Below are 25712 nucleotides of genomic sequence, written 5' to 3'. Positions count from 1 at the left end.
GAGGCTCTGTGCCCTCGCCGTCCCCCCGTCCCGGCCATCGGCCCGGCGCCCGGCCGGTGTCCCGGCATGGGTCCCGCACCTGGCATGGGGCCTGGCATGGGGCCTGCGCCCGGGGTCGGTCCCGGGATCGGTCCTGGCATCGGTCCTGTGCCCGGCATGCCCGACATGCCGGGCATCCCCGGCATCCCCGGCATGGGCGTGCCGGGCGGCACGGGGCCCGGGGCGGCGTTCGGCAGGGGGGCCGAGTCCGTCGTCTGGCCGCTGAGCAGCCGCAGGATCACGTCCCGCATCGTCGGCCGCCGCTGCGGGTCCTTGGCCAGGCAGGCGTACACGATCGAGCGCAGCGGCTGCGGCAGATCGCCCAACTGGGGCTCGTTGTGCAGGATCCGGTTGATGATCGCGGGCAGCGTGTCCTGCCCGAACGGCGGCGTCCCTGCGCCGGCCCACACCATGACCGAGGCCCACGCGAAGACGTCGGACGCCGGGCCCACCGGCTGTCCCGCGAGCTGCTCGGGCGACATGTACGCCGGCGTCCCCACGACGGAGCTGGTGTGCGTGACGGCGTCGTCCATGGCCCTGGCGATGCCGAAGTCGATGACGCGCGGCCCGCCGGGGCCGAGCAGCACGTTCGCGGGCTTGAAGTCGCGGTGCACGACGCCCGCCTGGTGGATGGCGGCCAGCGCGGTGGCGGTGGCGACGGCCAGGCGTTGCAGGTCGGCCCCGCCGTGCCGGCCGGCCTGCTGGAGCGACGGCCCTTCGACGTACTCGGTCACGATGTACGGCCGGGGCCCGCTCAGCGAGGCGTCCAGCACCTGCGCGATGCAGAACGGCTCCACCCGCCGGGCCGCCTCGATCTCCTTGGCGAGCCGGCCGTCGATGCCGGCGCCCTCGCGCAGCACCTTGACCGCCACCGTCCGGCCGTCGGCCGCCTGCCCGAGGTAGACGGTGCCCTGCCCGCCGGAGCCGAGCCGGCCGAGCAGCCGGTATGACCCTGCCGCAGTCGGGTCGTCCTCCCGCAGCGGTTCGACATGCGCCATGAGAGAAGTGACTCCTGAGACGGGTGCGGTGATCTTACGTACGATACCGACTCGTATACATATTTGTAGTGAAGTCGATTATTTGTCCGAAATTCTTCGGTAATCCCGTCAGGAAGGAGTGGAACTGTCGAATGCCCCCGATCAGCCGGGGGAGCCGCTCACCACAACCTGTCGGCCAGGCCGCCCCGGGGCAGTGACACGGCCACGACCAGCCCGCCGCCCTCCCGGGGCCGCGCCCGCACGTCCCCGCCGTGCGCGGTCGCCACCGACCGGACGATCGACAGCCCCAGCCCGGCGCTCGTCCCCGTCACGGCCCGCTCGCCGGCCTGCCGGTGGAACGGCTTGAACAGCAGCGGCACGTCGTACGGCGGCACGAGCGGCCCGGTGTTGCTGACCTCCACCTCGACCTTCCCCCCGGACACCGTGCGGCTGACGACCCGCACCCAGCCGGTGCCGTCGTCGAGGTTGTAGCGGATGCCGTTCTCGACCAGGTTGTGCACGAGCCGTTCGAGCAGCAGCGCGTCCCCGGTGGTCGGGGCGGGGGCGACGGCCTCGTACACGGTGACCTTGGCGTCGGCGGCCGGCTCGGCGGACTGGGCGGTCACGTGGGTGACGACGTCGGCCAGGTCCACGGGGGAGCGGTCGGCGACCTCCTGCTCGGACCTGGCGAGCAGCAGCAGGCCGCCGATGAGCCGCTCGTGCCGGGCGTTGATCTCCAGCAGGCTCTCGCCCAGGTCCTTGACGTCGTCGGAGGCCGTACGGCGGTGCATGGCCAGCTCGACCAGCGCCCGGTTGAGCGTCAGCGGCGTGCGCAGTTCGTGGGAGGCGTTGGCGACGAACCGGCGCTGCCCGTCGAAGGAGTGGTCGAGCCGCTCCACCATGGTGTCGAAGGTGTCGGCCAGGTCCTTGACCTCGTCGGCCGGGCCGCTGAGCGCGATCCGCTCGTGCAGCCCGCGCTCGGCCATCGGCGCGGCGGCGATCTTGCGCGCGGTGGCGGTGACCAGGTGCAGCGGGGCCAGCACCCGCCCGGCCACCACCCAGCCCAGCCCCACCGCGCCGCCGCCGACCAGGACGAGCGCGACCGTGCCCTGCGTGAGCAGCGAGGTCACGGCGGCGTCGCGCAGGCCCTGCTGCTCCCGCCACAACCAGTCGATCGCGGCGTCGCCGGTCAGGGTGACGTCTTCCTTGGCGATGAAGATCTGCCGATGCCTGCCGGGCTCGGTGGGGGCGCCGTACCGTTCGTCGAAGGTCTGCGCGAGCTGCTGGTTGAACAGCAGGTACGTGACGCCGAGCAGGACCAGCCCGGCCAGGAAGAACAGGGCCCCGTACACCAGGGTGAGCCGCAGCCGCAGCGTCGGCCGCATCCGGCGGAGCAGCCCGGACCCCGGCCACGTGCGGGCCGGTCGCTGCCGTGGTTGTGGCCGGGCGTTCATGCGATCCGGTAGCCCACGCCCGCGACGGTCTCCACGACCGGCGGGTCGGCGAGCTTGCGGCGCAGCTTGAGTATGGTGAGGCGGACCGCGCCGGTGAACGGGTCGGCGTTCTCGTCCCACGCCTTCTCCAGGAGTTGCTCGGCGGAGACGACGGTGCCGCCGGCGCGCAGCAGCTCGGCCAGGACGGCGAACTCCTTCTTCGACAGCGGGACGAACCGCCCGTTCCTGAACACCTCCCTGCGCGCCGGGTCGAGCGTGATCCCGGCCCGCCGCAGCACCGGCGGGGCGGCCGGCCGCGAGCGCCGCCCCAGCGCCAGCACCCTGGCGGCCAGTTCGGGGAAGGCGAACGGCTTGGTCAGGTAGTCGTCGGCGCCCATGGACAGCCCGGTGACCCGGTCGTCGAGCTGGGCGGCGGCGGTGAGCATCAGCACCCGCGCGTCGCACTCGGAGGCCACCATCTCCCGGCAGACGTCGTCGCCGTGCACCCGCGGCAGGTCGCGATCCAGCACGACCACGTCGTAGTCGTTGACCGCGATCCGCTCCAGCGCCGCCGCGCCGTCGTGCGCCAGATCGACCGCGTGGGTCTCCTCACGCAGCCACTCGGCAATCGCGTCGGCGAGCATCGGCTCGTCCTCCACCACCAGCACCCGCATGCGTCTCTCGGACCCTTCTCCTCGCTTACAGGGCGAGTGTGGCGGAGCGGACATTCGCTCCGAATAAGCCGCCGATCGCCGCAGGTGACCCGGCCGGGGGACGGAAACGCTGAGGAAACACCGTGGCTTGTTCCATCCCATCGAACGACGACATTTCGACGATGGAGGGGCTTCCATGAGACGACGAGTCCTGAGCGCGCTGGTCACGGCACCGTTCGCGTTCTCCCTGCTGCTGACCGGCTGCGGCTCCGGCGACGGGGGCGGCGCGGACGTGGCCTCGGTGAGCGGCGGCACGGGCAATCCGAGCGCCGCCGCCGCCGAACCGAGCGAGGACCCCCAGGAGCGGGCGCTGAAGTTCGCCCAGTGCATGCGCGAGAACGGCGTCGAGGTCCCGGACCCGGACTCCAGCGGCCGGTTCATGATGAAGTTCGACAAGGGCACCTCGCCGGAGAAGGTGGAGGCGGCCCAGGCCGCCTGCAAGCAGTACGCGCCCAGCGGCAAGCTCCAGGGCGGCGGCGACCCCAAGATGGCCGAGAACCTGCGCAAGCTCGCCCAGTGCATGCGTGACAACGGCGTGGAGAGCTACCCCGACCCCGAGGGCGGCATGATGCGCATCACGCCCGACATCGCCGAGGACCCCGACTTCAAGTCCGCCGAGGAGACGTGCAAGAAGGAGTCCGCCGAGGCCGGCATGGGAGGCTCTTGATGCCCCCACCGAACGACACGGCAGCCAACGGCACGGCCGCCGTGGACGCCGATCCGCGGGCCACGCCCGCCCGGCAGCGCCGCCGCCGCGGCAGGGGCCGGCTGGCGGCCGGGCTGCTCGTGCTGGTGGCGGTGGCGGGCGGCGGGTTCGTCGCGGTGAACAGCGCGGGCCTGCTCGAAGGCGGGGCAGGGCCGACCCGCTCCGCCGCCGTCCTGCCCCCGGCCACCACGACGGTGACCAGGCAGACGTTGAACGACACCAGGGACGCCGACGGCGAACTCGGCTACGGCCCGGTGACCTCGGCCCTGACCCGCCGGCCGGGCACGATCACCTGGCTGCCGGCCGGCGGCGCGACGATCACCCGCGGCAGGTCGCTGTACCGGCTGGACAACGAGCCGGTCGTGCTCATGTACGGGGACACGCCCGCCTACCGCGACCTCAAGATCGGGGTTGCGGGCAAGGACGTGAAGAACCTGGAGCGCAACCTGCGCGCACTCGGCTACGACGGCTTCACGGTGGACGAGGAGTTCACCTACGACACCTACCGGGCCGTCCTGGAGTGGCAGGAGGACCGCGGACTGGACGAGACCGGCGTGGTCGAGCTGGGCCGGGTCGTCTTCGCCCCCGGCAAGGTGCGCGTGGAGAGCCTGGAAGCCGAGAAGGGCCAGCCGGCCCAGCCCGGCCAGAAGGTGCTGACGCACACCGGCACGGCCAAGGTGATCACGGTGCAGCTCGCGGCCGAGGACCAGCGGATGGCCAGGAAGGGCGCCAAGGTCGAGGTCACGCTGCCGGCCGGCAAGAGCGTGAAGGGCGAGGTCACCGAGGTCGCCACGGTCATCGTGCCGGGCGAGGGCCAGAACGCCGACCCCGAGACGCGGGTGGAGGCGCTGGTCTCGATCGGCTCCGCCAAGGCGGCCAAGGGGCTGGACAAGGCGTCGGTGGACGTGACGTTCACCGCCTCGCAGCGCAAGAACGTGCTGACCGTGCCGGTGGCGGCGCTGGTGGCGCTGCAGGAGGGCGGGTTCGGCCTGGAGGTCATCGAGGGCGGCGCCTCGCGGTACGTCGCGGTCGAGACCGGGATGTTCGCCGGCGGGCGGGTCGAGGTCTCGGGGGACGGGCTCACCGAGGGCATGACCGTGGGGATGCCGAAATGACGTTCCCCATGATCGCTCTCACGGACGTGTCCAGGACGTACCCGGGGGGCGTGGCGGCGCTGAGTTCGGTGTCGCTGCGGATCGGCCACGGGGAACTGGTCGCCATCGTCGGGCCCTCCGGATCGGGCAAGTCGACCATGCTCAACGTCGTCGGCACGCTCGACCGGCCGTCGTCGGGGCGCATCCACATCGACGGGTACGACGTCTCGAAGCTGTCGGACAACCAGCTCTCGGCGCTGCGCGCGACCACGATCGGGTTCGTCTTCCAGTCCTTCCACCTGGCCGCCAAGGTGCCGGCGCTGGACAACGTGGCCGACGGCCTCGTCTACACCGGCCTGTCCAGGGCCGAGCGGCGGCGTCGCGCGGCGGCGGCGCTCAGGCGGGTGGGGCTGGAGCACCGCATGGACCACGAGCCGCACGAGCTGTCGGGCGGGGAGCGGCAGCGCGTGGCCATCGCCAGGGCCGTGGCGGGCGACCCGCCGCTGCTCCTGGCCGACGAGCCCACCGGTGCGCTCGACTCCGTCTCGGGTTCGGGGGTGATGGAGCTGCTGCACGAGCTGAACGCGGGCGGCACCACCATCGTGATCATCACGCACGACCGCGAGATCGCCGCCGGCCTGCCCAGGCAGGTGCGGATGCGCGACGGCCGGATCGTCGCCGACTCCGCCGGTGAGCTCGCGGAGCCGGTGGAATCAGGGGTGGCGTGATGGCGGCCATGGAGGCGGGACGGCCCAGGCTCGCTCCCGCCAGGATGCGCCCCCGCGACGTCATGCGGGTCGGCGCGGTCGGCCTGCGCACGCGACCGCTGCGGGCGTTCCTGTCGGCATTGGGCATCGCCATCGGCATCGCGGCCATGGTCGGCGTGGTCGGGCTCTCGTCGTCCTCGGGAGCCGAGCTCGACCGCCAGCTCAGCGCGCTGGGCACGAACCTGCTCACCCTCTCCGCGGGCTCGACGCTCATGGGGGAGGCGGCCCAGTTGCCGACGGACGCCGAGGCGATGATCGAGCGGATCGGGCCCGTGCAGGCGGTCTCGTCCGTCGGGAAGGTCGCCGAGGCCAAGGTCTACCGCTCGGAGCAGATCCCGGAGGCGCAGACGGGCGGGCTGACCACGTACGCGGCCCGCCTCGACCTGCCCGCCACGGTGGGCGCGACGCTGCGCAGCGGCACCTGGCTCAACGCGGCCACCGAACGGTACCCGGCCGCCGTGCTCGGCTCGTCCGCCGCCCAGCGGCTCGGCGTCGGCGCGGCCGGGCCGGACACGCAGGTCGTCGTGGGCGGCGTGCGCTTCACGGTCGTCGGCGTCCTGGCGCCCGTGGCGCTGGCCGCGGAGCTGGACAGCGGCGTCATGATCGGCTGGCCGGTGGCGGCGGGACGGCTGGGCTTCGACGGCCACCCGACGACCCTCTACACGCGCTCGGAGGAGGCCCGGCTGGAGTCCGTCCGCCAGGTGCTGGCGGGCACGGCCAACCCGGAGGCGCCGAACGAGGTGGACATCTCCCGGCCGTCCGACGTGCTGGCCGCCAAGCAGGCCACCAGCCAGGCGTTCACCGGCCTCCTGCTGGGGGTGGGCGCGGTGGCCCTGCTCGTGGGCGGGGTCGGCGTGGCCAACACGATGGTCATCTCGGTCCTGGAGCGTCGCGCGGAGATCGGCCTGCGCCGCTCGCTGGGGGCCACCAGAGGGCAGATCAGGACGCAGTTCCTGGCCGAGTCCCTGCTGCTGTCGGCGATCGGCGGCACCGGCGGCGTCCTGCTGGGGACGGCCGTCACGATGGGGTACGCGCTCTACAGCGGCTGGCCGTCGGTCGTCCCGGTGTGGGCCACGGCCGGGGGGCTCGCCGCGACGCTGGTCATCGGGGCCGTCGCCGGTCTCTACCCGGCCGTGCGCGCCTCCCGCCTGTCGCCGACGGAGGCCCTGTCCACGCCGTAGTTGCCGGTCGCGGCCGGTCGCGACCGGTCCGGGGGCGCGGGTCAGCCGGTCGGGTAGCAGGTCGTCCGGCCGACCACGCGCACCCCGGGCCGGTCGCCCGACCGCACGGTCAGCTCGAACTCCACCCAGGTGCGCGGATGGCGTAACACCGCCACGTCCTGGTCGTCGTCGCGCAGGTCGGGGTCGTCGGCGACCCGGTCGTAGCCCATCGCCCGCAGCCGCCGCAGCAGCCCGTCGGACACCTCGGGGAGGTCGCTCTCGGCCCGGACGGAGTGGCGCACCTTGCCGGGCACGCAGGCGTGGTCGTCGCGCCGGTCGGGGGCCGACAGGCGCAACCCGGCGTCGCCGAGGAGGTGACCGGCGTCGGCGTCGAGCTGCCTGACGGCCTCCTCGCGGGTGGGCGGCCGTTCCGCGGCCATGCACGCGGTGACCGCCGCAGCGCACAGGAGCAGCGCGGGCAGGACGTGACGGCGGGCACGCACGAGGCGACCCTACCGAAGATCACTATCAGCTAACGGGCTAATAACACAAAAGCACAGATGTGCGCTGTGCGCGCTCAGGGCATGATCCGCCCTTCTCAGGGCAGATGCCGAGGATGAACGGCAGGCGTTTCGCACCGGAGCCGGATGATCCTCGACACCTTTGACCAGCTACGCGTCACCCTCGTTCCGCACCCGTTCGGCCTGCGCATCACCGGCGAGATCGACTGCGGCAACCGCCGCCTGCTCGCCGACGCCCTCGGCTGGGCCCTCCTGGCGGGCAGCCGGCAGCTCCGGCTCGACCTGTCGGGCCTGGTCTTCCTCGACGTGGCCGGGTTGCGCCTCATCGTCGGCACCGCGGCCCGATTATCCGCCGGCCGCGAGGTGGTGCTCGACCCGATCTCGCCGATGGTCCGCCGCCTGCTCGCGGTGACGGGCTGGGACCGGGCCCCCGGCCTGCGCGTGCCCTCCCGGGCCTGAACCCGTGACCGGGAGGCTAGGGCCGCCAGCGGCGCAGGTCCGTCTCCTTCTCGTACGGCTGCTCGTCCGGGTACGTGAGCAGTTCCAGCGTCCCGCCCCAGGGCGCGCGGCAGTACACGAACCGGTTGCGCTCGCCCGCCTCGGGCCCCGGCAGCGGCACCGGCTCCGACAACCAGGTGCCGCCCGCGTCGGTCACCCGGCGCAGCGACTCCTCCAGGTTCTCCACGTACAGGGCGACGTGCTGCCACCCGAGGTCGCACGGCAGACCGGCCCCGGCCTGCCGCGGCCCGCTGAACTCGAACAACTCGATGCCCGGCCCGTTCGGCAGGCGGAGCATGCGCACCGCGACCTCCGCCGTCCCCTGCGGCACCCCGAGCCGCCGCTCGGTCGCCCAGCCGCCCTTGGGCCCGTGCTCACGCGGCAGCGTGTCGTAGAGCACCTCGGCGCCGAACGCGCGGGCGAAGAACTCCGTGGCCGCGTCGAGATCGGGCACCGTCATCCCGACGTGGTCGATGCCGCGGACGGTCATGGCTGCCTCCTGCCGATCATGTGCGCCCGCCGCGGAATCTCCCGGCCAGCCCCAGCTCGTCCACGAACCGGCCCAGGCCGAGTGCCACGCTCACCAGCGGGTGCTCGGCTCTGCGCACCGGCATGCACAGCGCCTCGCGCAGCCGCCGTCCGAGCCCGTGCAGCATCGCCCCGCCGCCGACCAGGACCGCGCCGCGCTCGCCGAGGTCGGCGGTCAGCTCGGCCGGGCACCGTTCCACGGTCTCCATCGCCGCCCAGGCGATCGTCTCGACCGGCTGCCGGGTGGCCTCCAGGATCTGTTCGACAGACAGCGTCAGCTCCTGCTCGCGGCCGGTGTCGGGGTCGCGGGCCAGCACGACCACCTGCCCGTCGCGCGCGCCGTGCTTGGCCGACTCGGCCTCGGAGTCGTCGAGCTGCAGCCCGTGCTCGCGCTCGACGAGGCGGGCGATCGCCCTGGTCATGGCCCGTCCGCCGTAGGGGACCGAGCCGGTCGCCACCACGGACTCGCCGGACAGCACGGCGATCCGCGCCGCGTCGCGGCCGATGTCGATCACCATGTGGCCGGTGCAGTCGTTGAGTGTGAGGCCCGCGCCGAGGGCCGCCGCGAGCGCGTGCGGCACGAGGTGCACGGTCCGGGCGTCCGCGTCGTACGCGATGTCCCGCAGGGCCGCCCGGTCGATCGGTGTGGAGTCGCCGGGCAGTGCCAGGACCAGGCGCGGCCTGGCGTACGGGTGCCAGTGCACCTTGCGCAGGAAGTGGCGGATCATGCGCCGGGCGAGTTCGGTGTCGGCCGGCAGCCCACCGCTGACCGGCCAGTGCGTACGTCCGACCGCCCCCAGGGCGGCGGCCTCCGCGCCGTACCCGATCACCTTGCCCGTCCGCCCGTCGCACATGACGGCGGAGGGTTCGTCGAGCACGATGCCCTTACGCCTGACGTAGATCCGCGTGCTCGCCGCACCAAGATCCACCGCGACGTCACGACCGAGCAGTCTCATCGTCGGATCTATTTCCGGACCTGCTCCAACGCAACACCACGATCCGAACGGTTCCCCTTTACCCGTCCGGCCGGGACGTCGTGGCCGGTGGTGGGCGCGCGGGCCGGTTCCGGAGGCTCGTGGAGGAGATCGAGGCCGGTTTCGCGTCGCACGCGGGCGCGTGCGAAGCTGTGAGTGTCCCCAACACCTTGGAGGTCCTCATGGCGGATACACCGGAGCCGGAAGTCAGCGAGACTCCCGAGGACGAGATGAAGCGCAAGTTCCGCGAGGCGCTGGAGCGCAAGCGCAACCAGCACGCGGAATCGGGCGCGGGTGGCAGGGGCGGCGACCCATCGAAGATTCACGGGTCGCACGGTCCGGCTGCGAGTAAAAGATCGTTCAGGCGCAAGAGCGGCGGCTGAGACTGAGAATCCTGCGGGGGTGCGGCATGGGCCGCGCCCCCTTTTTTCATTCCCATCCCAGGTAGATCTTTTGCCCGATTCATGGTGAATAGTTGGCGAGTGTCCGTTTCGTGGCTACAGTAATCGCCATTACCAGCCGGTGACCTGGTCCTTACCGAGAGGGACCGCCGGTTGGCGCCGAATCCCGAGAGATCGGGAACCGGGGAACCACCTCAATGGGGTGAATCCGGCCCCCCGCCGGTAGGGCATCTCCGCGCCCGAACCCGTCAGCTAACCCGGTAGGCGTGATGGAGAGGATGTTCCGCCCCATGCACCAGCGCGTCGTACCCCCAGACCGCATCCCCCCGGCCGCGGGCTGAGCGGCCCCCTTCCCCAAAGGCTCGTACCTTGCGCTCCGCGTAGCGATATCGCGGTGTCCTGCCCTGCTGCGCCCTTTTTCGGCGAGCGCAATCTCCCTGTCCCCCAGTGAAGGGTCTTGCTGCTTTATGTTTGCCCGTTTTGGCCTGCGTTCCCTCGCCGCCCTCACCGCCTCGGCCGTGAGCGCGCTGACCATTGCCGGTACGGCGGCCCACGCCGATACCGGCACAGAAGAGAAGGCCCTGCTCAAGGGCTCGACCACGGCCTCGTACTTCTGGGACGACGCCTCCGGCCGCGCCGGCGACACGGGCCTGCCGGCCAGTGGCAAGCCGATGCAGAAAGGGCTGGCCGCCAGCCCGAGCTGGCCGCTGCTGACCGAGGGCTACGTGGTCTACAAGGGCAAGAAGATGCCCTTCTTCGTGGGTGACCGCGGGCCGGGCGAGCCCTCCAACCGGGGCATCATGCTGGACCTCGACGCCAAGACCTTCGCCGCGCTGACCGGCGGCAGGTTCAACTCCGCCACGCTCGGTGTGGACGGAGTCGGCGGCCAGGGCCACATCGACGTCGACTACGTCATCACCAAGTGGGGCGACGGCGTGGGCAAGAAGAACCACCCGGTGCCCTTCTCGACCGGAGCCTGGGCCAAGCGCGACAAGAACCCGGCGACCCCGCCGCAGACCGACGCGGACACCTCCTCCGCCGGCGGCCAGTTGGTGGACGCCCCCGAGACCGCCGGCCCCGGCGTGGTCGGCACGTCGCTGATGGCCGGCGTCCTGGTCATCGCGGGCGGCGGCGTGGTGCTCGGCGGCGATCGCCTGCGCGCCCTCATCAAGCGCTGACCGCACGACGTCTCCCGACACGGGCAATCCCGCTTTACGGAGCGGCGACCAGAATGACATTCTGGGCGTCGTGACCTCTCGCGCAGCCGCGAACGGCATCGAAATCGCCTACGAGAGCTTCGGCTCACCCGACGGCCGGCCCCTGCTTCTCATCATGGGACTCGGCGCCCAGCTCATCCAGTGGGACGAAGGGCTCTGCGAGCTCCTGGCGGACCAGGGCCACCACGTCATCCGGTTCGACAACCGCGACGCGGGCCTGTCCACGCACTTCCACGACCACGGCCCACCCGTACCGGGCGCGGCCCCGCCGTACCTGCTGGACGACCTGGCCGACGACACCGCGGCCCTCCTGGACGTCCTCGGCCGGCCCGCCGCCCACATCGTGGGCGCCTCGATGGGCGGGATGATCGCCCAGACGCTGGCCATCCGGCACCCCGGGCGGGTGCTCACACTGACCTCGATCATGTCCACCCCGGGCCCGTCCGTGGCCCCGCCCACGGAGGCCGCGGCCGCGGTGCTGTTCCGCCGGCCGCCCGAAGGCCGCGAGGCGGTGCTGGAGCAGGCGCTGCGCACCTGGTCCACGATCGGCTCGCCGGGCTACGCCCAGGACCGGGAGAAGATCGTCGAGATGGCCGGGCGGGCGTACGACCGCTGCTTCGACCCGGCGGGCACGGCCAGGCAGATGGCCGCGATCATGGCCTCGGGCGACCGCACCGAGCGGCTCGCCGGGGTACGGGTGCCCACCCTCGTGCTGCACGGGGAGGCGGACCAGCTCGTCCCGGTGGCGGGCGGCCGGGCCACGGCGGCGGCCGTCCCGGGAGCGCGGCTGGTGACGTACCCGGGGATGGGGCACGACCTGCCGCGCGAGCTCTGGCCGAGCGTCGCGGCCGAGATCACCAAGCTGACCTCCGCCTGACGCCCCGGCCGGTGGCCCGCCTCCCCATGGGCGCGGGCCACCGCGACGGGCGTCAGACCTCCAGCTTCTCCTCGATGCCCCTGAGCTGGTGGCGGGCCATCGCCAGGTTGGCGCGCCCGCGGTCGAGCGCCAGGTACAGGAACAGGCCCTTGCCGCCGCGCCCGGTGATCGGGCGGATGATGTGGTACTGGCCGCTCAGCGTGATCAGGATGTCCTCGATGGCGTCCTTGAGACCCAGCGAGTCCATCGTGCGCAGCTTGGCCTTGACCACCTCCGTGTTGCCGGCCGCGGCGACCTGGAGGTCCAGGTCCTTGGAGCCGCCGAGCGCGCCCAGCGCCATGCCGCTGCCGTGATCGACGATCGCCGCCCCGAGGGAGCCGTCGATGGTCATCATCTCCTTGAGTGACACGTCCATGCCGGCCATGTTCTCTCCTCCCTTTTTCGTGTGCTCAGTGCCTTCGTGCTGCGACGGCGGCCACTGCGGCAGCCGTCTTCCTGCCCTCCAGCCGCAGCAGCCCGACGTTCGCGCCGGGACCGGCCAGGACCGTGAGGACGATGGTGGGGCCGGCGGCGTAGCAGGCCGCGAAACCGGCGGTGCCCGAGATGAGCGTCTCCTCGAACGTCCCCTGACCGGTGATGACCAGCATCCGCCTGCTCATGGCGAGCAGCGCCGCGGACAGCGCCGCCGCCTGCTCGCCCGGCCCGCCCGCGAGGTCGCAGGCGATCTGCAGGCCGTCCACGGTGCAGGCGACGCTCCCCTGGACGTCCGGGGTGCGCCCGCGCAGGAGCGCCATCTCCTCCAGAACCTCTTGCCGTAGCTCCACCGGTGGCCTCCTCCTGAGTGAGGGGAACCTCACGACAGCTCCTCGAGCGCCTTCTTCAGCCGCATCAGCAGCGCCAGATCGGTCGGATCACCCGTCACGGGCGGGCCCAGCGGCTGGGCCGCCGCCCCGGGATCGTGCGGCGGTCGCGCGGCCGTGGCCGCCCGCCGGTTGGGCAGGTCGGGCGCGGCGAGCAGCCCCGACGCGGCCAGCCGCCGCACCGCCACCAGCACCGGGTACGCCGGCCGCCCGATCTGCTTGGCCAGCTCCGGCGGCGTCGCCTTGTGGTCGGCCCGGACGACGACCTCCCACTGGACCCGGCTCAGCGTCACCCCGTGGCCCGGCAGCCGCGCCAGCGGCCGTACCGGAAGGGTGTCCACGTCGGCGGAGGGCCAGATCCGGGCGAGCTGCGCCCGCCGCCGCGCGCACTCCCGCACCAGCCCCGGCACGTCGAAGAACCACTGCCCGCCCAGCCAGTGCCGCTCGCCGGGGCGGAACTTGGGCCGCGTCCCGCTGACCGGCAGCAGGAAGAAGGCCGCGTCCAGGACGCCGCCGAGCACCGCGTACTGCAGCTCGCCCGGGGTGACCGGGCCCTCGGCGAGCAGCCGCTCGCAGCCGCCGTCGGCCCGCAGCCGGCGCAGCGCCGTCTCGGTCGTCAGCCCCCTGGCCGCGAGCAGCCGTTCCACGCTGGGGGTCTGCGCGCACTCCATGTACGTCACGCGCCCGTCGGCGAGGAAGATCGTGCCGCTCCTGCCGACCTGGAGCGCGCCCGTGGAGCGTTCGCGGGCGAGCCCCGCCAGGAGGGTGTCCAGCTTGCTCATCGGCTCAGGTCGCCAGCTCGCCGGAGATGGCCCGCAGGCGGTAGCGGGCCAGGGCGAGGTTCGATCGCTCCAGGTCGAGACGTACGTAGATGACGAGCGGCCCCTCGAAGACCGTCTCCAGCAGCCGGAGCAGATGGTGGCCCTTGTCGGTGGTGACGAGCATGTCGTCGATGCGCACGACCTCGCCGGGGCAGGAGCGGGCCAGGCCGTCCGTGGTGGCGCGCAGGGCCTCGGTCAGGGCGGCGGCCGATCGGTCGGCGTCCACCCCGTCCGCCGCGCTGAAGGCGACCGCCATGCCGCTCGTGTGGTCCACCAGCATGGCGTCCAGCGCGCCCGGTATGGACATGACCTCAGCCAGGCAGGTGTCGATTCCCAGCACGTGACCTCCCTCGCCGTGGGTGGAACGCGAACAGCGTAGGGGGAGGGAAAGGCATCGGCGTGACGGGCGGTGACCGGCGGGATGCTTTTATTCGGCTGCGATGGAGAAAAACAACACCGTTATATATATCTGTACGATTTATGAGAATTTCTCGCGGCAGCGCATGATCTCGGCGACATGCTGTTCGGCCCAGTCGGCCACCACGGAGATCGGCCCGTGCAGCGAGCGTCCGAGCGTCGTCAGCTCGTACTCCACGCGCGGCGGCACCTCCGCGAACACCTCCCGCGTCACCAGCCCGTCCTGCTCCATGGCCCGCAGGGTCTGGGTGAGCACCTTGGGGGTGACGCCGCCGATGCGCGTCCTGAGCTGGGTGAAGCGCATCGGGCCGCCGTCCAGGCAGAGCAGCACCAGCGCCGACCATTTATCGCCGATCCGGTCGAGAACCACCCTGGTCGGGCAGTTCGGGTCGAAGACATCGCCGGTATCCATAAGGTACTTATAGCACGATGAAGTAACCAGTATCCGATGGATACTCTTGCGCGTATGAAGATCCTGCTCTTTGGCGCTACCGGCATGGTCGGCCAGCGCATCGCCGCCGAACTGCGCGACCGCGGCCACGAGGTGACCGGCCTCAGCCGCGGCGGGCCCGTCAAGGGCGACGTCCACGACACCGCCACGCTGGCCGAGGGCCACGACGTGATCGTCTCCGCCATCGCCCCGCCGCGCGACGGCACCGAGCCCGAGCCGCCCTTCCTGGCGGCCAACCGCGCGCTCATCGACGGCGCGCGGACGGCCGGGGTGCCGCGGGTGATCGTCGTGGGCGGCGCGGGGAGCCTCCAGGTGGCCCCCGGCCACGACCTCGTCGACACGCCCGACTTCCCGGCCGTCTACAAGAAGGAGTCGCTGGCCGGACGCGCGCTGCTGCGCCTGTACCGGGAGGTGGACGACCTCGACTGGACGTTCTTCTCCCCGGCGGCGGAGATCGCGCCCGGCGAGCGCACCGGGTCCTACCGGCTCGGCGGCGACCTGCTGATGACCGACTCCGAGGGGCGCAGCTTCATCAGCGCCGAGGACTTCGCCGTCGCGATCGCCGACGAGGTGGACGAGCCCGCCCACCCGCGCCGGCGCGTCTCGGTCGCCTACTGAGCGGACCGGCCCGGGGTCACTCGTCCGGATCGTCGGGCAGCAGCGCCCGCTCGTCGGGCTTGTGCACGAGCACCTTGTCCACGTACGACTTCATCGCCACCGCCAGCCCGACGTCGGAGCCCTCCTGCTCCGACAGGAACCAGCGGTGGTCGAGGACCTCGTGGAAGAGCTGCGCGGGATCGAGCTTCCCGCGCAGCTCGGCGGGGATGGCCTCGACGGTCGGCTGGAACACCTCGGCCAGCCACCGGTGCGCCACGATGGCCTCGTCCTCGTGCCGCAGCCCCCTGGCCACCCGGAAGCCGTCGAGGTCGTTGAGCAGCCGCCGGGCCTGGTTCTCCTCCACGTCGAGCCCGGTCAGGCGGAGCAGCCGCCGCTGGTGGTGGCCGGCGTCCACGACCTTGGGGCGGACGATCAGCCGGCCGGTGCCGACCTTGCGGCGCACCATCATCTCGGCCACGTCGAAGCCGAGCAGGTTCAGCCGCCTGATGCGCTGCTCCACGCGGTGCCAGTCCACCTCCTCGATGATCTCGCTCTCGTTGATCTCGTTCCACAGGCGGTGGTAGCGGGACACGACGTCCTCGGCGGTCTCCATGGGGTCGATCGACGGGTGCAGCAGCCCGCCGGCCTCCAGGTCGAGCATCTCGCCGAAGATGTTCGTGTGCGCGCTCTCGATGTCGGCGAGCCGCTGGCCCTCGCTGATCATCGGGTGCATCTCGCCGGTCTCGGCGTCCACGAGGTAGGCGGCGAACGCGCCCGCGTCGCGGCGGAACAACGTGTTCGACAGCGAGCAGTCGCCCCAGTAGAACCCGTTCAGGTGCAGCCGGACGAGCAGCACGGCCAGCGCGTCGAGCAGGCGGGTGAGCGTGTCGGGACGCAGGGTGCCGGACATGACCGCGCGGTAGGGGAGGGAGAACTGCAGGTGCCGGGTGATCAGGGCGGCGTCGAGGCCGTCCTCCCGGCCGGTGACGTACGCGACCGGTTCGACGGAGGGGGCGTCGAGCCTGGCCAGGTCCCACAGGAGCTGGTACTCCCGCTTGGCGTACCGCTCGCTGATCTCCTTGATCGCGTACACCTTGCCGGAGAGCCGGGCGAAGCGGACGACGTGCCGCGAGATGCCGCGCGGCAGATCGACGAGATGGTGTCGCGGCCAGTCCTCCAGCGGCGTCTCCCAAGGAAGGCGGATCAGGTCAGGGTCGCCTAGCGCGCCGGTGATCTGCAGGGGCATTTTCTCAGGATATGGTGCATCGGTGGACGAGTTTCTCAAGTGGTACTTTTCAGACCGTCCCGTCGTCGCCGCCTCCCTCGGGGCCGACGGTCACGATCACACGCTCGGCGACTTCTCCGCCTCCGCCTGGCAGGCCCGCGAACGTGAGCAGGTGCTCTGGCTCGACCGCCTCTCCGCCGCCGAGGCCCCCACACTCGATGACGAGATCGACAGAGATCTCGTCCTGTCCCAGCTCAGGGGTTCGATCGCGCTCGCGTCCTGGCCCGAGTGGCGGCGCGACCCGGGCGTCTACCTCGGGGCGATCTTCACCTCCATGTACGCGCCCTTCCAGCGCCGCCTCAAGCCCGAGCCCGAACTGGTCGCCTCCGCCCTGTCCCGCCTGGCCGAGGTGCCCGCCGTGCTGGCCGCCTGCCGCGCCAACCTCGACCCCGACCTCGCCGCCCCGCTGCTCATCACCCGCGGGCTCGGCCAGGCGCGCACCGGCCGCAACTTCCTGACCCGCACCGTCCCGTCCATGGTCGCGGACGAGGACCTGCGCGCCAGGCTGGCCGCCGCCGCCGAACCGGCCGCCCAGGCGTTCGACGACCTCGTGGCCTTCCTCGAAGGCTTCGCGTGCGGCGGCACCTGGCGGATGGGCGAGCGGCTCTACTCCACGCTGCTGCGCGAGCGCGAGCTGCTCGGGTACGGCGCCGCCGAACTGCACGAGAAGGGCAAGGCCGCCTGGGCCGAGCTGGACACCCGCATGAGCGAGGTGGCGGTCCGGGTCAACGGCTCCCCGGACTGGCGGGCGGCCATGGAGTCCCTCATGGACGACCACCCGCCGACCCTGGCCGACATGCGGGCCGAGTACGAGGCCGAGACCCTGCGCGCCCGCGAGTTCGTCCGGGCGCGGGACCTCGTGACCTTCGCCGACGGCGAGGAGTGCGCGGTGCTGCCGTCGGCGGAGTACACCCGGCCGGTCCTGTCGGTGGCCCACTACCTGGCGCCGCCGCCGCTCAGCGCGTCGCGGGCGGGCGTGTTCTTCGTGCCGTACACGCCGGACGGCTTCACCCCCGAGCAGGTGCGCCAGCGCCTGCGGACGAACTCGCGGGCCCAGATGCCCTCGATCGCCGTGCACGAGGCATACCCCGGGCACCACTGGCACCTGTCGTACATGGCGGGCAACCCCCGTACGGTCAGGAAGGTCTTCAGGACGCCGTACTTCACCGAGGGCTGGGCCCTGTACGTCGAGAAGATGCTGCACGAGCAGGGCTACTTCGACACCCCGGCCACCGAGCTGGCACACCTCGACTGCCGCATCTTCCGGGCCGCCCGGATGGTCGTGGACACCGCGCTGCACTGCGAGGACATGACGATCGAGCAGGCCGAGACGTTCATGGCCACCAAGGCGTCGCTGTCGCCGGGGACCGCGCAGGGCGAGGTCAACCGGTACTGCGCCTGGCCCACGCAGGCCCCCTCCTACCTGACGGGAGCCATCGAGATCGACCGCATCAGGGAGTCGTTCAAGGGCTCGGCCAAGGAGTTCCACGACCGGATCGCCGGATCCGGCGGGCTCCCGCTCGGGCTCGCCGAACAGGCCGCCCTCTCATAGCGGCGGGGGGTTGAGCGCCCGTTCGACCACGGCGGCGAGCTGCTCCTCCGTCAGGACGGCCGGCCTGCCGACGCTCAGCCCCCGCACGTACACCTCGCAGAGCCATTCCAGCAGCCGGGTGGCCTCGAACGCCTCCTCCAGCGTGGCGCCGATCGTCACGCCGCCGTGGTTGGCCATCAGCGCGGCGCGCTTGCCCTCCAGCGCCGCGCGTACGTTCGCGGCCAGCTCGGGGGTGCCGTACGTGGCGTACCCGGCGACCTTCACCACCCCGCCCAGCAGCAGCGCGTTGTAGTGCACGGGCGGCAGCTCGGTCATGGTCGTGGCCACCACCGTCCCGAACACGGAGTGGGTGTGCACGATGGCCTGGGCGTCCGTGCTCTCGTAGATGGCCAGGTGCATGGGGGTCTCGCTGGACGGGCGCAGCTCGCCCTCGACCACCCGGCCGGTCAGGTCCACCAGCGGGCACGTCTCCGGGGTCAGCCGGTCGAGCGCGATCCCCGACGGCGTGACGGCGACCAGGTTGCCCATGCGGACGCTCAGGTTGCCCGAGGTGCCGATGACCAGGCCCTGCTCGATGGCGCGGCGACCGTACTCGCACAACTGCTCGCGAAGGCTCATATGTGTGGAATTTAGCCCATCAGAGGCGGTCGATGGTCCGCCGCATGATCCGTTCGGCGTCCGCGCGGGTCAGCCGTCCCGGGTAGAGCAGCAGGTGCAGGCTGAGCCCGTCGACGAGGGCGAGCAACTCCTCGGCGAGGTCGTCGAGGTCGTCGGACGTCCGCAGCTCGCCCGCCCCCCGTGCTCGGGCCAGCAACTCCCGTACGGCGGCGCGCAGCTCGCCCGCCTCCGCCCGCTGCACCTCGGCCAGCCGGTCGGAGGCCAGGCTCCGGCTCCAGAAGCTGACCTCCAGCCGCGTCTCGGCCGCCCGCTCGTCGTCGAGCGGCAGGTTGTCGAGCAGCACCTCGCGCAGCGCGGCCAGGCTGGTCGCGCCCGCCACCTTGTCCGTCAGCCGGGCCCGGATGCGCTGGTGCGACTGGCTCAGCGCCGAGAGCAGGATGTCGTCCTTGTCGGCGAAGTAGTGGGCGAGCACGCCGTTGGAGTAGCCCGCCTCCTTCGCGATGGCGCGGGTGGTGGCGGCGTCGATGCCGTCCCTGACGATCACCCGGCCGGCCGCCGAGAGAACCTCACGCCTGCGCTCGTCGTGATCGACGATCTTGGGCATCGTGCGCCTCCTCTGTACTCATTGACTTTTTAGTCGGACGTCTGTCTATTTAAACCATGACCGTCGTCACAGTCGGCGTGCACATCGTCGACATCCTCGCCAGACCCGTCGATCACCTCCCGGAGGGCCAGGACACCGTACTGGTCGACCAGATCCGGCTGACCGCCGCCGGCGCCGCCGCGGGCACGGCCGTCGACCTGGTCAAACTGGGCTCCGACGTGGTCACCATGGGCGCCGTCGGCGACGACGAGCTCGGCGACCTCCTGCTCATGGTGCTGGCCAGACGCGGCGTGGACACCTCCCGCCTGGTCCGCAGGGCCGGCGAGCAGACCGCGGCCTCGATCCTGCCCATCAGGCCCGACGGCGGGCGTCCCAGCTTCCACGTACCCGGCGCGAACCTGGGCGTCACCTACGCCGACCTCGACCCCGGCCTGATCCGCACGGCGCGGGGCATCCACCTCGGCGGCATGGACGTCACGTTCGGCCTCGGCGACCCGGCCTTCTTCGCCCTGCTCGACGAGGCCAGAGCCGCCGGGGCCGTCGTCACGATGGACCTGCTGTCCGAGCTGCCGGACCTGCTGGCGATGTCCCGCGCCTTCCTCCCGCACGTCGATTTCGTCCTGCCGAACGAGGCCCAGGCCCTGGGCATGACCGGGGCCGCCGACGTCGAGTCCGCCGCGCGGGCGCTGCTCGCCGACGGGCCGCGCGGCGTCGTCGTCACCCTCGGCGCGTCCGGCAGCCTCGTCGTCACCGCGGACGGGACGGAGCACGTGCCGGCGCTGAAGACCGAGGTGTCCGACACCACGGGCTGCGGCGACGCCTACTGCGCGGGCTTCCTCACCGCCCTCCTCCACGGCCGGGACGTGCCCACCGCCGCCCGCTGGGGCACGGCCGCCGCCGCCCGCGTCGCCACCGGCCTCGGCTCCGACGCCGGCCTCACCGACCTCGCCACCACCCTCAGCCTCCTCGACCAGGGAAACCTCCATGACTCTTGACGCCGACCTGCGCCGGCGCGCCGCGAAAGTCGTCCCCGGCGGCATGTACGGCCACCTCAACGCCGCCCTCTTCGCCCCCGGCTACCCCCAGTTCTTCGAGCGCGGCGAGGGCTGCCGGCAGTGGGACGCCGACGGCCGCTCGTACATCGACTTCATGTGCAGTTGGGGACCGGTCGTGCTCGGGCACCGGCACCCGCGCGTCGAGGAGGCCGCCGCCCGCCAGGCCGCGCTCGGCGACTGCCTCAACGGGCCCGGAGCGATCATGGTGGAGCTGGCGGAGCTGCTGGTGGACACCGTGCCGAGCGCCGACTGGGCGATGTTCTCCAAGAACGGCACCGACGCCACCACGCAGGCGCTCATGGTCGCCAGGGCCGCCACGGGGCGGACGAAGGTGCTGATGGCGCACGGGGCGTACCACGGGGCGGACCCGTGGTGCACGCCCTCCCTGTCGGGGACCACGCCGAACGAGCGGGCCGACCTGGTCGAGTTCGCCTACAACTCCCTGGAGTCCCTGGAGGCCGCGGCGGCGACCGTCGAGGGGGACGTGGCCGCGATCATCGTCACCCCCTTCCGGCACGACTCGTTCGAGGACCAGGAACTGGTCGAGCCCGCCTTCGCCCGCGGCGCCCGCGCCCTGGCCGACCGGCTCGGTGCCGCCCTCGTGATCGACGACGTGCGCGCCGGCTTCCGGATCGACCTGCGCGGGTCGTGGGAGCCGTACGGGGTGCGTCCCGACCTGACGGCCTGGTCGAAGGCGATGGCCAACGGCTACCCGATCGCCGCCGTCACCGGCACGGACGCGCTGCGCGGCCCGGCCCAGACGTTGTACTCGACCGGCTCGTTCTGGTTCTCGGCCGTCGCGATGGCCGCGGCCAAGGCCACCATCGAGACCCTGCGGGACGACGACGGCATCGCCGCCATGGAACGGGCCGGGACCCTGCTGCGCGAAGGGCTGTACGCGCAGGCCAAGGCCCATGGCTTCGTGGTGAACCAGACGGGTCCGGTGACGATCCCGTGGCTCAGCTTCGACGGCGACGCCGACCTGTCGGTGGCGATGCGCTGGAGCGACGCCTGCCTGCGGCACGGGGTGTACCTCCACCCGTGGCACAACTGGTTCATGTCGGCCGCGCACACGGAGGCGGACGTGGCGGCCGCCCTGGAGGGCACGGACCTGGCCTTCGCCGAAACCCGCGCCCATCTCGGCTGAGCCCGCCCGCGCCGGCGACGAGAAAGCTCCTCCCGCCCGGTAATGCTCCGGAACCGCCGGACATGAGTGGGGTGCTGACGCACTCAAGGGAGGAGCCCAAGTGGATCCCGAAACCCGGTTCGAGGAGCTCTACACCGCCTCGTACCGCCCCCTTCTCGGGTACGCGTTACGCCGCTGTCCGGACCCGGACGACGCGGCGGACGTCGTGGCCGAGACGTTCACGGTGGCCTGGCGCCGGATGGCGGACGTCCCGAAGGGGGACGAGGCCCGGTTGTGGCTCTTCGGCGTGGCCAGGAACGTGCTGGCCAACCACCGGCGCGGCGAGCGCCGGCACGAGCGGCGCACTGCGGCCCTGCGCGCGCAACTCGCCGCCTGCCCGGTGCGCTCCGCGCCGCCGCCTTCCGTCCCGCCCGGCTCCGATCCGCTCTCCCGGACGGGGCAGGCGTTCGCCGCCCTGCCCGAGACCGACCGGGAACTGCTCGCCCTGGTGGCGTGGGAGCAACTCAGCCCGGCGGAGATCGCCAAGGTGCTCGGCACGTCCGCGAACGTGGTCCGGGTCCGGCTCTACCGCGCCCGCAACCGGTTCGCCCGCGCCCTGGCGCGGTCCGGGGCCGGTCATCCGCGTTCCGTCGTGTTCGAAGGGAGCAAGCTGTGAACATCGCCGATCTCGCCCGCGTGCGTGACGAGGACCTGGCCGCGACGCCCGCGGGGGACGCGTCCGGCGCGGGGGCCAGGGCGCTGATGGAGTCGATCATGGCCGGCGAGCGTGCGCCCGCCCGCCGCCGGCGCTTGCCCGTGCGGCGCGCTCTCGGGCTCGGGGCGGCGGTGGCCGGGCTGGCCGCCGCGTTCGTCGTCTGGACGCCCTCCCCGGGCCCCGCCGCCGAGTACGCCAACGCCGCCGTCTCGCTCAGAACGGGCCCGCGCACGGACGGCGCGGACTACATCGAGGTCGAGATCAACGATCCCGGGGCCGGGGCCGCCGAGTTCACCGAGGCGTTCCGGGCCGTCGGGCTGGACGCCGAAGTGCGCGCGGCCCCGGTCGCGCCGCAGGACGTGGGCAAGCTGATCGGCCCGCACACCGACGGGGAGTTCCCGCGCGGCACCGGCGTGACCGTCAGCACGCGGACGGAGGGCTGCGGCTCGGCCTGGTGCGGCAAGGTCTCCGTGCCCGTCGGTCTCACCGGGAAGGTCGTCTTCGGGATCGGCAGGCCCGCCGCGCCCGGAGAGCTCTACGCCACCTCGGCGGTGGTCGAGTACGACCCGGGCAACGGGCCGATCGACGGGTACCGGCCGGTCGGCAAGCCGGTGGCCCAGGTCCGGGCCGACATGGAGCGGGCCGGGATGAAGGTCGGGTACGTGGTGATGTGGCGCGCCCCGGACGGCAGCGGCAGCGGGTACGACGTGGACGCGGCGCACGTGCGGGACGGCTGGCCGGTCGGCAGCGTGCGCCGGATCGCCTCCGACGCCGTCACCGTCTCCGTCGACGCCCCCGCCGACGTGCCCGAGGGCTCCCTGCCCAGGATCCGCCCTCCGGACCCGTCCGGCTGGTGGCGGGACTGAGCGTGCTCAGGAACGTCCCCTGGACTCCTCGGCCGCCCAGGTGAAGACGCCCTTCGCCATGAGGGAGAGCTCGTTCGCCGCCCTGGCGGAGAAGACCTCCGCGCGCACGCGGTGCACGCCCGCGTCGTCGGGGGCCGCCAGGGCGGCCAGTTCCGCGAGGTGCCCGGCCAGCCGCTCGTCCCCGCCCGACAGGGCTTGCAGCGCGGCGTCCGCGAGCGCCGCGGGGCCGCCCGCGAGTTGCGCCAGCGCGCCGGCCAGCACCGCGTCGGGGGCGGGTTTGAGGTTGGCCGGGTTGCCGTCGTACCAGCCGCCGTAGAGCCGCCAGAGGTTGCGCACCACGAATTCCGGCTCGTCGTAGCGGGCCCGCAGGTAGGGGCGGCCGGCCAGGTCCGCGGGCGGGCGTACGGAGTGCACGATCTCGTCGAGCCGGGCGCCCGCGTTGAGCAGTTCCAGCGTCTGCGTGACGAGCGAGTCCAGCCACTGCGCCGTCTCCAGCAGCGCCTGCCGGATGCGGCCGGCCCCGAAGACGGGCGCGCCGTGGCTGGGGAGCATGATCTCGGCGTCCATGGCGGCCATCAGCCGCAGCGCGTGCACCCATTCCCTGGGGTAGCGCTGCACCTTCTGCGGGTTGCCGCAGTTGGGCGTCACCCAGATGAACAGGTCGCCGGGCAGCAGCAGCCGGTGCTCGCGGACGTAGCCGATCGTCGCGTCGTCGGTCTCGCCCTTGGCGTGCACGAGGTCGAACGTCAGGTCGCCGCGGCGCACGGTCAGCGCGTCGGTGTAGGTGACGTCGGGGTTGCGGTAGGAGGTCGGCCAGCGCAGGTTCGGGGCCCGGAACTGCCGCTGGTTGATCACCGCGTTGTAGCCGCCGGTCAGCAGGTACCGCTCGAACCGGTCGGCCACGGCCCGGTGGGCGTAGACCGTGGCCCGCGCCGCGCCCTGCTCCTCCTCGAACGGCCCGGTGCCGAACACGTGGTCGATGTGCCCGTGCGAGTAGAAGGCGGTGGTCAGCGGGGCCCGGGTCCAGCGCCGTACGTCCTCGTGGAGCTGTGCCGCCGAGAACGGGCTGCTGGTGTCGAACAGCACCAGTTCGCCCCCGGTCTCGAAGGTGATGACGTTCCCGAAGCCGGGCCACCAGCCCACCCCACCGGCGATCGGCTGGACGCCCTGGCCCGCCATGCCCGCCTCGACGATGTCGTCGTCGGCCTCGCCCCGCCACACCCGGTCCGCGTACTCCTCGATCATGCGACCACTCTGCGTCCCGAACCTCGTTCGGGGCAAGGCGTCACGGCAAGGTCACGTCTCGCCCGCACCCTCTTGACGGGCGTCGGAGGCCGTCCATACGTTGCGGGCAAACGTTTAGGAAACTTTCCTAATTCAGGAGCCGTCATGACCCACCCGGGCGACATCACTCGGCGTCAACTGATGCGCAGGATCGCGATGACCGCGCTGGCCGCCGGTCCCGGCGCGGGGCTGCTCGCCGCCTGCGCCACCGCCGGCACCGGGGCGGGCGCGCCCCTGGCCAGCCCCGCCGCCTCGCTCCCGGCCTCCGCGAACCCGGCGAACCCGTTCGGCGTGGACGCCGCCAAACCCCTCGAAGTGGTCATCTTCAGCGGCGGCTACGGCGACGCGTACGCCAGGACCGTGCACGAGGAGCTCTACAAGAAGGAGTTCCCCGGCGTCACGATCAAGCACACCGCCACCCAGGAGATCGGCACCCAGCTCCGCCCGCGCCTGATCGGCGGCGACGCGCCCGACGTCATCAACAACTCGGGCCCCAAGTCGATGGACCTGGCCGCGCTGGCCGCCGAGGGGCACCTGGCGGACCTGGCCCCGCTGTTCGACGCCCCCTCGATCGACGACCCCGCCAGGAAGGTGCGCGACACCGTCACCCCCGCCGTGCTCGACAACGCCCTGGTCACCGGCAAGGACCTGGTGCTCAACTACACCGTCTCGCACCGCGCGCTGTGGTACAACGCCAAGCTGTTCGCCGCGAAGGGCTGGAAGGTGCCGGAGACCTGGCAGGAGTTCACGGCGCTGGGGGAGACGGCCAAGGGGGAGGGCGTCCTGCTGTTCGCCTACCCCGGGCAGAAGGGGCCGTACTACCAGCTCTGGAACGTCCTCTACACCGCCGCCAAGATCGGCGGCAACCAGGTCATCCTCGACATCGACAACCTGGTGGACAACGCCTGGACCGCCGGGCCGATGAAGCGGGCGGTCACCGTCTGGGCAGAGGTCCAGGCCACCTACGGCGACAAGGCGTACTTCGGCCTCGACCACACCCAGACCCAGATCAAGCAGCTCCAGAACAAGGTGCTGTTCTACCCGGTCGGCTCCTGGGTCGAGAACGAGATGGCCAAGGACACACCAGAAGACTTCGAGTACGCCATCGCCCCCATCCCCGAGGTCACCGGCTCCGACGCGATGCCGTACGGCGCCATCCAGGTCGGCGTCGGCGAGAACTTCGTGGTCGCCGCCAAGGGGCGCAACCCGCAGGGCGGCCTCGAGTACCTGCGCCTCATGCTCTCCAAGGAAGGCGCGCGCAGGTTCACCGAGCTGACCAAGAACGTCACGGTCGTCAACGGCGCGGCCGAGGGCGTCGACCTGCCCGCCGGCCTCAAGAGCGCGGCCCGCGCCCAGGACCGGGCGGGCCAGAACATCATCACCGAGGCCCGCTTCGAGGGCTGGTACAAGGAGCTGTTCGACTACGGCACCGAGCAGATCAACGTCGTCATGGCCGGCCGGATCACCCCGGACGAGTTCTGCGCGCGCATGCAGAAGAAGGCCGACGACGTCAAGAAGGACGACTCGGTCACCAAGCAGACGCGGAACCGGTGACC

Annotated in this window: 30 protein-coding genes and 1 riboswitch; of the genes, 15 read left to right on the top strand and 15 right to left on the bottom strand. The window is 72.2% G+C overall.

What is annotated here, in order from left to right; all coding sequences use genetic code 11:
* From FAF44_RS18715 to FAF44_RS18705, 3 genes are all read right to left on the bottom strand, one after another.
* Nucleotides 1-1037, bottom strand: a 1037-nt coding sequence (locus FAF44_RS18715; protein ID WP_237104477.1) for a serine/threonine-protein kinase, incomplete at its 3' end; no start/stop codon positions are given.
* Between the two features lie 158 nt (nt 1038-1195).
* Nucleotides 1196-2401 carry a HAMP domain-containing sensor histidine kinase gene (locus tag FAF44_RS18710; protein ID WP_237104476.1) on the bottom strand — a complete coding sequence of 402 codons (1206 nt, stop codon included), beginning with the start codon at nt 2399-2401 and terminating at the stop codon, nt 1196-1198.
* Between the two features lie 65 nt (nt 2402-2466).
* Complete coding sequence (locus FAF44_RS18705; protein ID WP_237104475.1) at nt 2467-3123, bottom strand: response regulator transcription factor; 657 nt, start codon at nt 3121-3123, stop codon at nt 2467-2469.
* Nucleotides 3124-3298: 175 nt separating this feature from the next.
* Between FAF44_RS18705 and FAF44_RS18700 the strand changes: the two genes are divergently transcribed.
* From FAF44_RS18700 to FAF44_RS18685, 4 genes are read left to right on the top strand one after another with little or no spacing between them, the layout of a single operon-like run.
* Nucleotides 3299-3829, top strand: a complete 531-nt coding sequence (locus FAF44_RS18700) for a hypothetical protein (RefSeq protein ID WP_237104474.1) — start codon at nt 3299-3301, stop codon at nt 3827-3829.
* Nucleotides 3829-4983: a peptidoglycan-binding protein gene (locus FAF44_RS18695; RefSeq protein ID WP_237104473.1), complete on the top strand. Its 1155-nt coding sequence runs from the start codon at nt 3829-3831 to the stop codon at nt 4981-4983. The genes FAF44_RS18700 and FAF44_RS18695 overlap by 1 nt, the downstream gene beginning before the upstream one ends.
* A gap of 8 nt (nt 4984-4991) precedes the next feature.
* A complete protein-coding gene (locus FAF44_RS18690; protein ID WP_237104472.1) occupies nt 4992-5690 on the top strand; it encodes an ABC transporter ATP-binding protein in 699 nt (232 codons plus the stop codon).
* Nucleotides 5691-5698: 8 nt separating this feature from the next.
* Nucleotides 5699-6910: an ABC transporter permease gene (locus FAF44_RS18685; protein WP_237104479.1), complete on the top strand. Its 1212-nt coding sequence runs from the start codon at nt 5699-5701 to the stop codon at nt 6908-6910.
* A 41-nt stretch (nt 6911-6951) separates the two neighbouring features.
* On the opposite strand, the gene FAF44_RS18680 is transcribed toward FAF44_RS18685, so the two are convergent.
* Nucleotides 6952-7392: a hypothetical protein gene (locus FAF44_RS18680; RefSeq protein ID WP_237104471.1), complete on the bottom strand. Its 441-nt coding sequence runs from the start codon at nt 7390-7392 to the stop codon at nt 6952-6954.
* 144 nt (nt 7393-7536) lie between these two features.
* Between FAF44_RS18680 and FAF44_RS18675 the strand changes: the two genes are divergently transcribed.
* Nucleotides 7537-7869 (top strand): STAS domain-containing protein, encoded by a 333-nt coding sequence (locus tag FAF44_RS18675; RefSeq protein WP_237104470.1) that lies wholly within the window; start codon nt 7537-7539, stop codon nt 7867-7869.
* Nucleotides 7870-7885: 16 nt separating this feature from the next.
* On the opposite strand, the gene FAF44_RS18670 is transcribed toward FAF44_RS18675, so the two are convergent.
* Both FAF44_RS18670 and FAF44_RS18665 read right to left on the bottom strand, forming a co-directional pair.
* On the bottom strand, nt 7886-8398 hold the full coding sequence (locus FAF44_RS18670) for a VOC family protein (RefSeq protein WP_237104469.1): 513 nt from the start codon (nt 8396-8398) through the stop codon (nt 7886-7888).
* A gap of 16 nt (nt 8399-8414) precedes the next feature.
* Nucleotides 8415-9392 (bottom strand): rod shape-determining protein, encoded by a 978-nt coding sequence (locus FAF44_RS18665; RefSeq protein ID WP_237104468.1) that lies wholly within the window; start codon nt 9390-9392, stop codon nt 8415-8417.
* 119 nt (nt 9393-9511) lie between these two features.
* On the opposite strand from FAF44_RS18665, the gene FAF44_RS55805 reads away from it, so the two are divergent.
* The 3 genes from FAF44_RS55805 (at nt 9512) to FAF44_RS18650 (ending at nt 11905) form a co-directional block, all read left to right on the top strand.
* On the top strand, nt 9512-9793 hold the full coding sequence (locus FAF44_RS55805) for a DUF5302 domain-containing protein (protein WP_237104467.1): 282 nt from the start codon (nt 9512-9514) through the stop codon (nt 9791-9793).
* A 165-nt stretch (nt 9794-9958) separates the two neighbouring features.
* A riboswitch (cyclic di-AMP (ydaO/yuaA leader) is annotated at nt 9959-10093 on the top strand.
* Nucleotides 10094-10278: 185 nt separating this feature from the next.
* The gene (locus tag FAF44_RS55800) at nt 10279-10989 is read left to right on the top strand and encodes a hypothetical protein (RefSeq protein ID WP_308193340.1); all 711 of its coding nucleotides are present in this window, start codon (nt 10279-10281) and stop codon (nt 10987-10989) included.
* Nucleotides 10990-11059: 70 nt separating this feature from the next.
* On the top strand, nt 11060-11905 hold the full coding sequence (locus FAF44_RS18650) for an alpha/beta fold hydrolase (RefSeq protein WP_237104466.1): 846 nt from the start codon (nt 11060-11062) through the stop codon (nt 11903-11905).
* Between the two features lie 52 nt (nt 11906-11957).
* Here the strand turns inward: FAF44_RS18650 and FAF44_RS18645 are convergent, their stop codons facing one another.
* From FAF44_RS18645 to FAF44_RS18625, 5 genes are all read right to left on the bottom strand, one after another.
* Nucleotides 11958-12329 (bottom strand): hypothetical protein, encoded by a 372-nt coding sequence (locus tag FAF44_RS18645; RefSeq protein ID WP_237104465.1) that lies wholly within the window; start codon nt 12327-12329, stop codon nt 11958-11960.
* Nucleotides 12330-12354: 25 nt separating this feature from the next.
* Entirely contained in the window at nt 12355-12729 is a 375-nt protein-coding gene (locus FAF44_RS18640; RefSeq protein WP_237104464.1) for a roadblock/LC7 domain-containing protein, read from the bottom strand.
* A 29-nt stretch (nt 12730-12758) separates the two neighbouring features.
* Nucleotides 12759-13547: a hypothetical protein gene (locus FAF44_RS18635; protein WP_237104463.1), complete on the bottom strand. Its 789-nt coding sequence runs from the start codon at nt 13545-13547 to the stop codon at nt 12759-12761.
* Between the two features lie 4 nt (nt 13548-13551).
* The gene (locus FAF44_RS18630) at nt 13552-13926 is read right to left on the bottom strand and encodes a roadblock/LC7 domain-containing protein (RefSeq protein WP_237104462.1); all 375 of its coding nucleotides are present in this window, start codon (nt 13924-13926) and stop codon (nt 13552-13554) included.
* A 138-nt stretch (nt 13927-14064) separates the two neighbouring features.
* Nucleotides 14065-14415, bottom strand: coding sequence for a helix-turn-helix domain-containing protein (locus tag FAF44_RS18625; RefSeq protein WP_237104461.1), 351 nt, complete (start codon nt 14413-14415; stop codon nt 14065-14067).
* 54 nt (nt 14416-14469) lie between these two features.
* Here FAF44_RS18625 and FAF44_RS18620 point away from each other — a divergent pair, with 54 nt between their 5' ends.
* Complete coding sequence (locus FAF44_RS18620; protein WP_237104460.1) at nt 14470-15072, top strand: NAD(P)-dependent oxidoreductase; 603 nt, start codon at nt 14470-14472, stop codon at nt 15070-15072.
* Between the two features lie 16 nt (nt 15073-15088).
* On the opposite strand, the gene FAF44_RS18615 is transcribed toward FAF44_RS18620, so the two are convergent.
* The gene (locus FAF44_RS18615; protein ID WP_237104459.1) at nt 15089-16297 is read right to left on the bottom strand and encodes a DUF4032 domain-containing protein; all 1209 of its coding nucleotides are present in this window, start codon (nt 16295-16297) and stop codon (nt 15089-15091) included.
* Nucleotides 16298-16319: 22 nt separating this feature from the next.
* Between FAF44_RS18615 and FAF44_RS18610 the strand changes: the two genes are divergently transcribed.
* On the top strand, nt 16320-17888 hold the full coding sequence (locus tag FAF44_RS18610) for a DUF885 domain-containing protein (RefSeq protein WP_237104458.1): 1569 nt from the start codon (nt 16320-16322) through the stop codon (nt 17886-17888).
* Here FAF44_RS18610 and FAF44_RS18605 read toward each other — a convergent pair.
* Nucleotides 17883-18506 (bottom strand): class II aldolase/adducin family protein, encoded by a 624-nt coding sequence (locus FAF44_RS18605; protein WP_237104457.1) that lies wholly within the window; start codon nt 18504-18506, stop codon nt 17883-17885. The genes FAF44_RS18610 and FAF44_RS18605 overlap by 6 nt on opposite strands.
* A gap of 19 nt (nt 18507-18525) precedes the next feature.
* Nucleotides 18526-19110, bottom strand: a complete 585-nt coding sequence (locus tag FAF44_RS18600; RefSeq protein WP_237104456.1) for a TetR/AcrR family transcriptional regulator — start codon at nt 19108-19110, stop codon at nt 18526-18528.
* Between the two features lie 56 nt (nt 19111-19166).
* Between FAF44_RS18600 and FAF44_RS18595 the strand changes: the two genes are divergently transcribed.
* The 4 genes from FAF44_RS18595 (at nt 19167) to FAF44_RS18580 (ending at nt 22872) form a co-directional block, all read left to right on the top strand.
* Complete coding sequence (locus tag FAF44_RS18595) at nt 19167-20105, top strand: carbohydrate kinase family protein (protein WP_237104455.1); 939 nt, start codon at nt 19167-19169, stop codon at nt 20103-20105.
* Nucleotides 20095-21312, top strand: coding sequence for an aminotransferase class III-fold pyridoxal phosphate-dependent enzyme (locus tag FAF44_RS18590; protein WP_237104454.1), 1218 nt, complete (start codon nt 20095-20097; stop codon nt 21310-21312). Before FAF44_RS18595 ends, FAF44_RS18590 begins: the two co-directional genes overlap by 11 nt.
* Before the next feature lie 100 nt (nt 21313-21412).
* Nucleotides 21413-21967 carry an RNA polymerase sigma factor gene (locus tag FAF44_RS18585; protein ID WP_237104453.1) on the top strand — a complete coding sequence of 185 codons (555 nt, stop codon included), beginning with the start codon at nt 21413-21415 and terminating at the stop codon, nt 21965-21967.
* Nucleotides 21964-22872 (top strand): hypothetical protein, encoded by a 909-nt coding sequence (locus FAF44_RS18580; RefSeq protein WP_237104452.1) that lies wholly within the window; start codon nt 21964-21966, stop codon nt 22870-22872. The genes FAF44_RS18585 and FAF44_RS18580 overlap by 4 nt, the downstream gene beginning before the upstream one ends.
* A 6-nt stretch (nt 22873-22878) precedes the next feature.
* Here the strand turns inward: FAF44_RS18580 and FAF44_RS18575 are convergent, their stop codons facing one another.
* Entirely contained in the window at nt 22879-24117 is a 1239-nt protein-coding gene (locus FAF44_RS18575; protein ID WP_237104451.1) for an alkyl sulfatase dimerization domain-containing protein, read from the bottom strand.
* Nucleotides 24118-24261: 144 nt separating this feature from the next.
* Here FAF44_RS18575 and ngcE point away from each other — a divergent pair, with 144 nt between their 5' ends.
* Nucleotides 24262-25710 carry an N-acetylglucosamine/diacetylchitobiose ABC transporter substrate-binding protein gene (ngcE, locus tag FAF44_RS18570; protein ID WP_237104450.1) on the top strand — a complete coding sequence of 483 codons (1449 nt, stop codon included), beginning with the start codon at nt 24262-24264 and terminating at the stop codon, nt 25708-25710.
* Nucleotides 25711-25712 lie beyond the last annotated feature (2 nt).

The organism is Nonomuraea sp. MG754425 (assembly GCF_021699195.1).
In the GTDB taxonomy this organism is placed as follows: domain Bacteria; phylum Actinomycetota; class Actinomycetes; order Streptosporangiales; family Streptosporangiaceae; genus Nonomuraea.
Note: the sequence above shows the minus strand (reverse complement) of the source record. Positions and strands in the feature narration are given on the sequence as shown.

Bases quoted from the DNA above. Each gene is read 5' to 3' on its own strand.
- FAF44_RS18710 (WP_237104476.1), bottom strand. From the start codon at position 2,401: ATGCGGCCGACGCTGCGGCTGCGGCTCACCCTGGTGTACGGGGCCCTG.
- FAF44_RS18705 (WP_237104475.1), bottom strand. From the start codon at position 3,123: ATGCGGGTGCTGGTGGTGGAGGACGAGCCGATGCTCGCCGACGCGATT.
- FAF44_RS18700 (WP_237104474.1), top strand. From the start codon at position 3,299: ATGAGACGACGAGTCCTGAGCGCGCTGGTCACGGCACCGTTCGCGTTC.
- FAF44_RS18695 (WP_237104473.1), top strand. From the start codon at position 3,829: ATGCCCCCACCGAACGACACGGCAGCCAACGGCACGGCCGCCGTGGAC.
- FAF44_RS18690 (WP_237104472.1), top strand. From the start codon at position 4,992: ATGATCGCTCTCACGGACGTGTCCAGGACGTACCCGGGGGGCGTGGCG.
- FAF44_RS18685 (WP_237104479.1), top strand. From the start codon at position 5,699: ATGGAGGCGGGACGGCCCAGGCTCGCTCCCGCCAGGATGCGCCCCCGC.
- FAF44_RS18675 (WP_237104470.1), top strand. From the start codon at position 7,537: ATGATCCTCGACACCTTTGACCAGCTACGCGTCACCCTCGTTCCGCAC.
- FAF44_RS18670 (WP_237104469.1), bottom strand. From the start codon at position 8,398: ATGACCGTCCGCGGCATCGACCACGTCGGGATGACGGTGCCCGATCTC.
- FAF44_RS18665 (WP_237104468.1), bottom strand. From the start codon at position 9,392: ATGAGACTGCTCGGTCGTGACGTCGCGGTGGATCTTGGTGCGGCGAGC.
- FAF44_RS55800 (WP_308193340.1), top strand. From the start codon at position 10,279: ATGTTTGCCCGTTTTGGCCTGCGTTCCCTCGCCGCCCTCACCGCCTCG.
- FAF44_RS18645 (WP_237104465.1), bottom strand. From the start codon at position 12,329: ATGGCCGGCATGGACGTGTCACTCAAGGAGATGATGACCATCGACGGC.
- FAF44_RS18635 (WP_237104463.1), bottom strand. From the start codon at position 13,547: ATGAGCAAGCTGGACACCCTCCTGGCGGGGCTCGCCCGCGAACGCTCC.
- FAF44_RS18625 (WP_237104461.1), bottom strand. From the start codon at position 14,415: ATGGATACCGGCGATGTCTTCGACCCGAACTGCCCGACCAGGGTGGTT.
- FAF44_RS18620 (WP_237104460.1), top strand. From the start codon at position 14,470: ATGAAGATCCTGCTCTTTGGCGCTACCGGCATGGTCGGCCAGCGCATC.
- FAF44_RS18615 (WP_237104459.1), bottom strand. From the start codon at position 16,297: ATGCCCCTGCAGATCACCGGCGCGCTAGGCGACCCTGACCTGATCCGC.
- FAF44_RS18605 (WP_237104457.1), bottom strand. From the start codon at position 18,506: ATGAGCCTTCGCGAGCAGTTGTGCGAGTACGGTCGCCGCGCCATCGAG.
- FAF44_RS18600 (WP_237104456.1), bottom strand. From the start codon at position 19,110: ATGCCCAAGATCGTCGATCACGACGAGCGCAGGCGTGAGGTTCTCTCG.
- FAF44_RS18595 (WP_237104455.1), top strand. From the start codon at position 19,167: ATGACCGTCGTCACAGTCGGCGTGCACATCGTCGACATCCTCGCCAGA.
- FAF44_RS18590 (WP_237104454.1), top strand. From the start codon at position 20,095: ATGACTCTTGACGCCGACCTGCGCCGGCGCGCCGCGAAAGTCGTCCCC.
- FAF44_RS18575 (WP_237104451.1), bottom strand. From the start codon at position 24,117: ATGATCGAGGAGTACGCGGACCGGGTGTGGCGGGGCGAGGCCGACGAC.
- ngcE (WP_237104450.1), top strand. From the start codon at position 24,262: ATGACCCACCCGGGCGACATCACTCGGCGTCAACTGATGCGCAGGATC.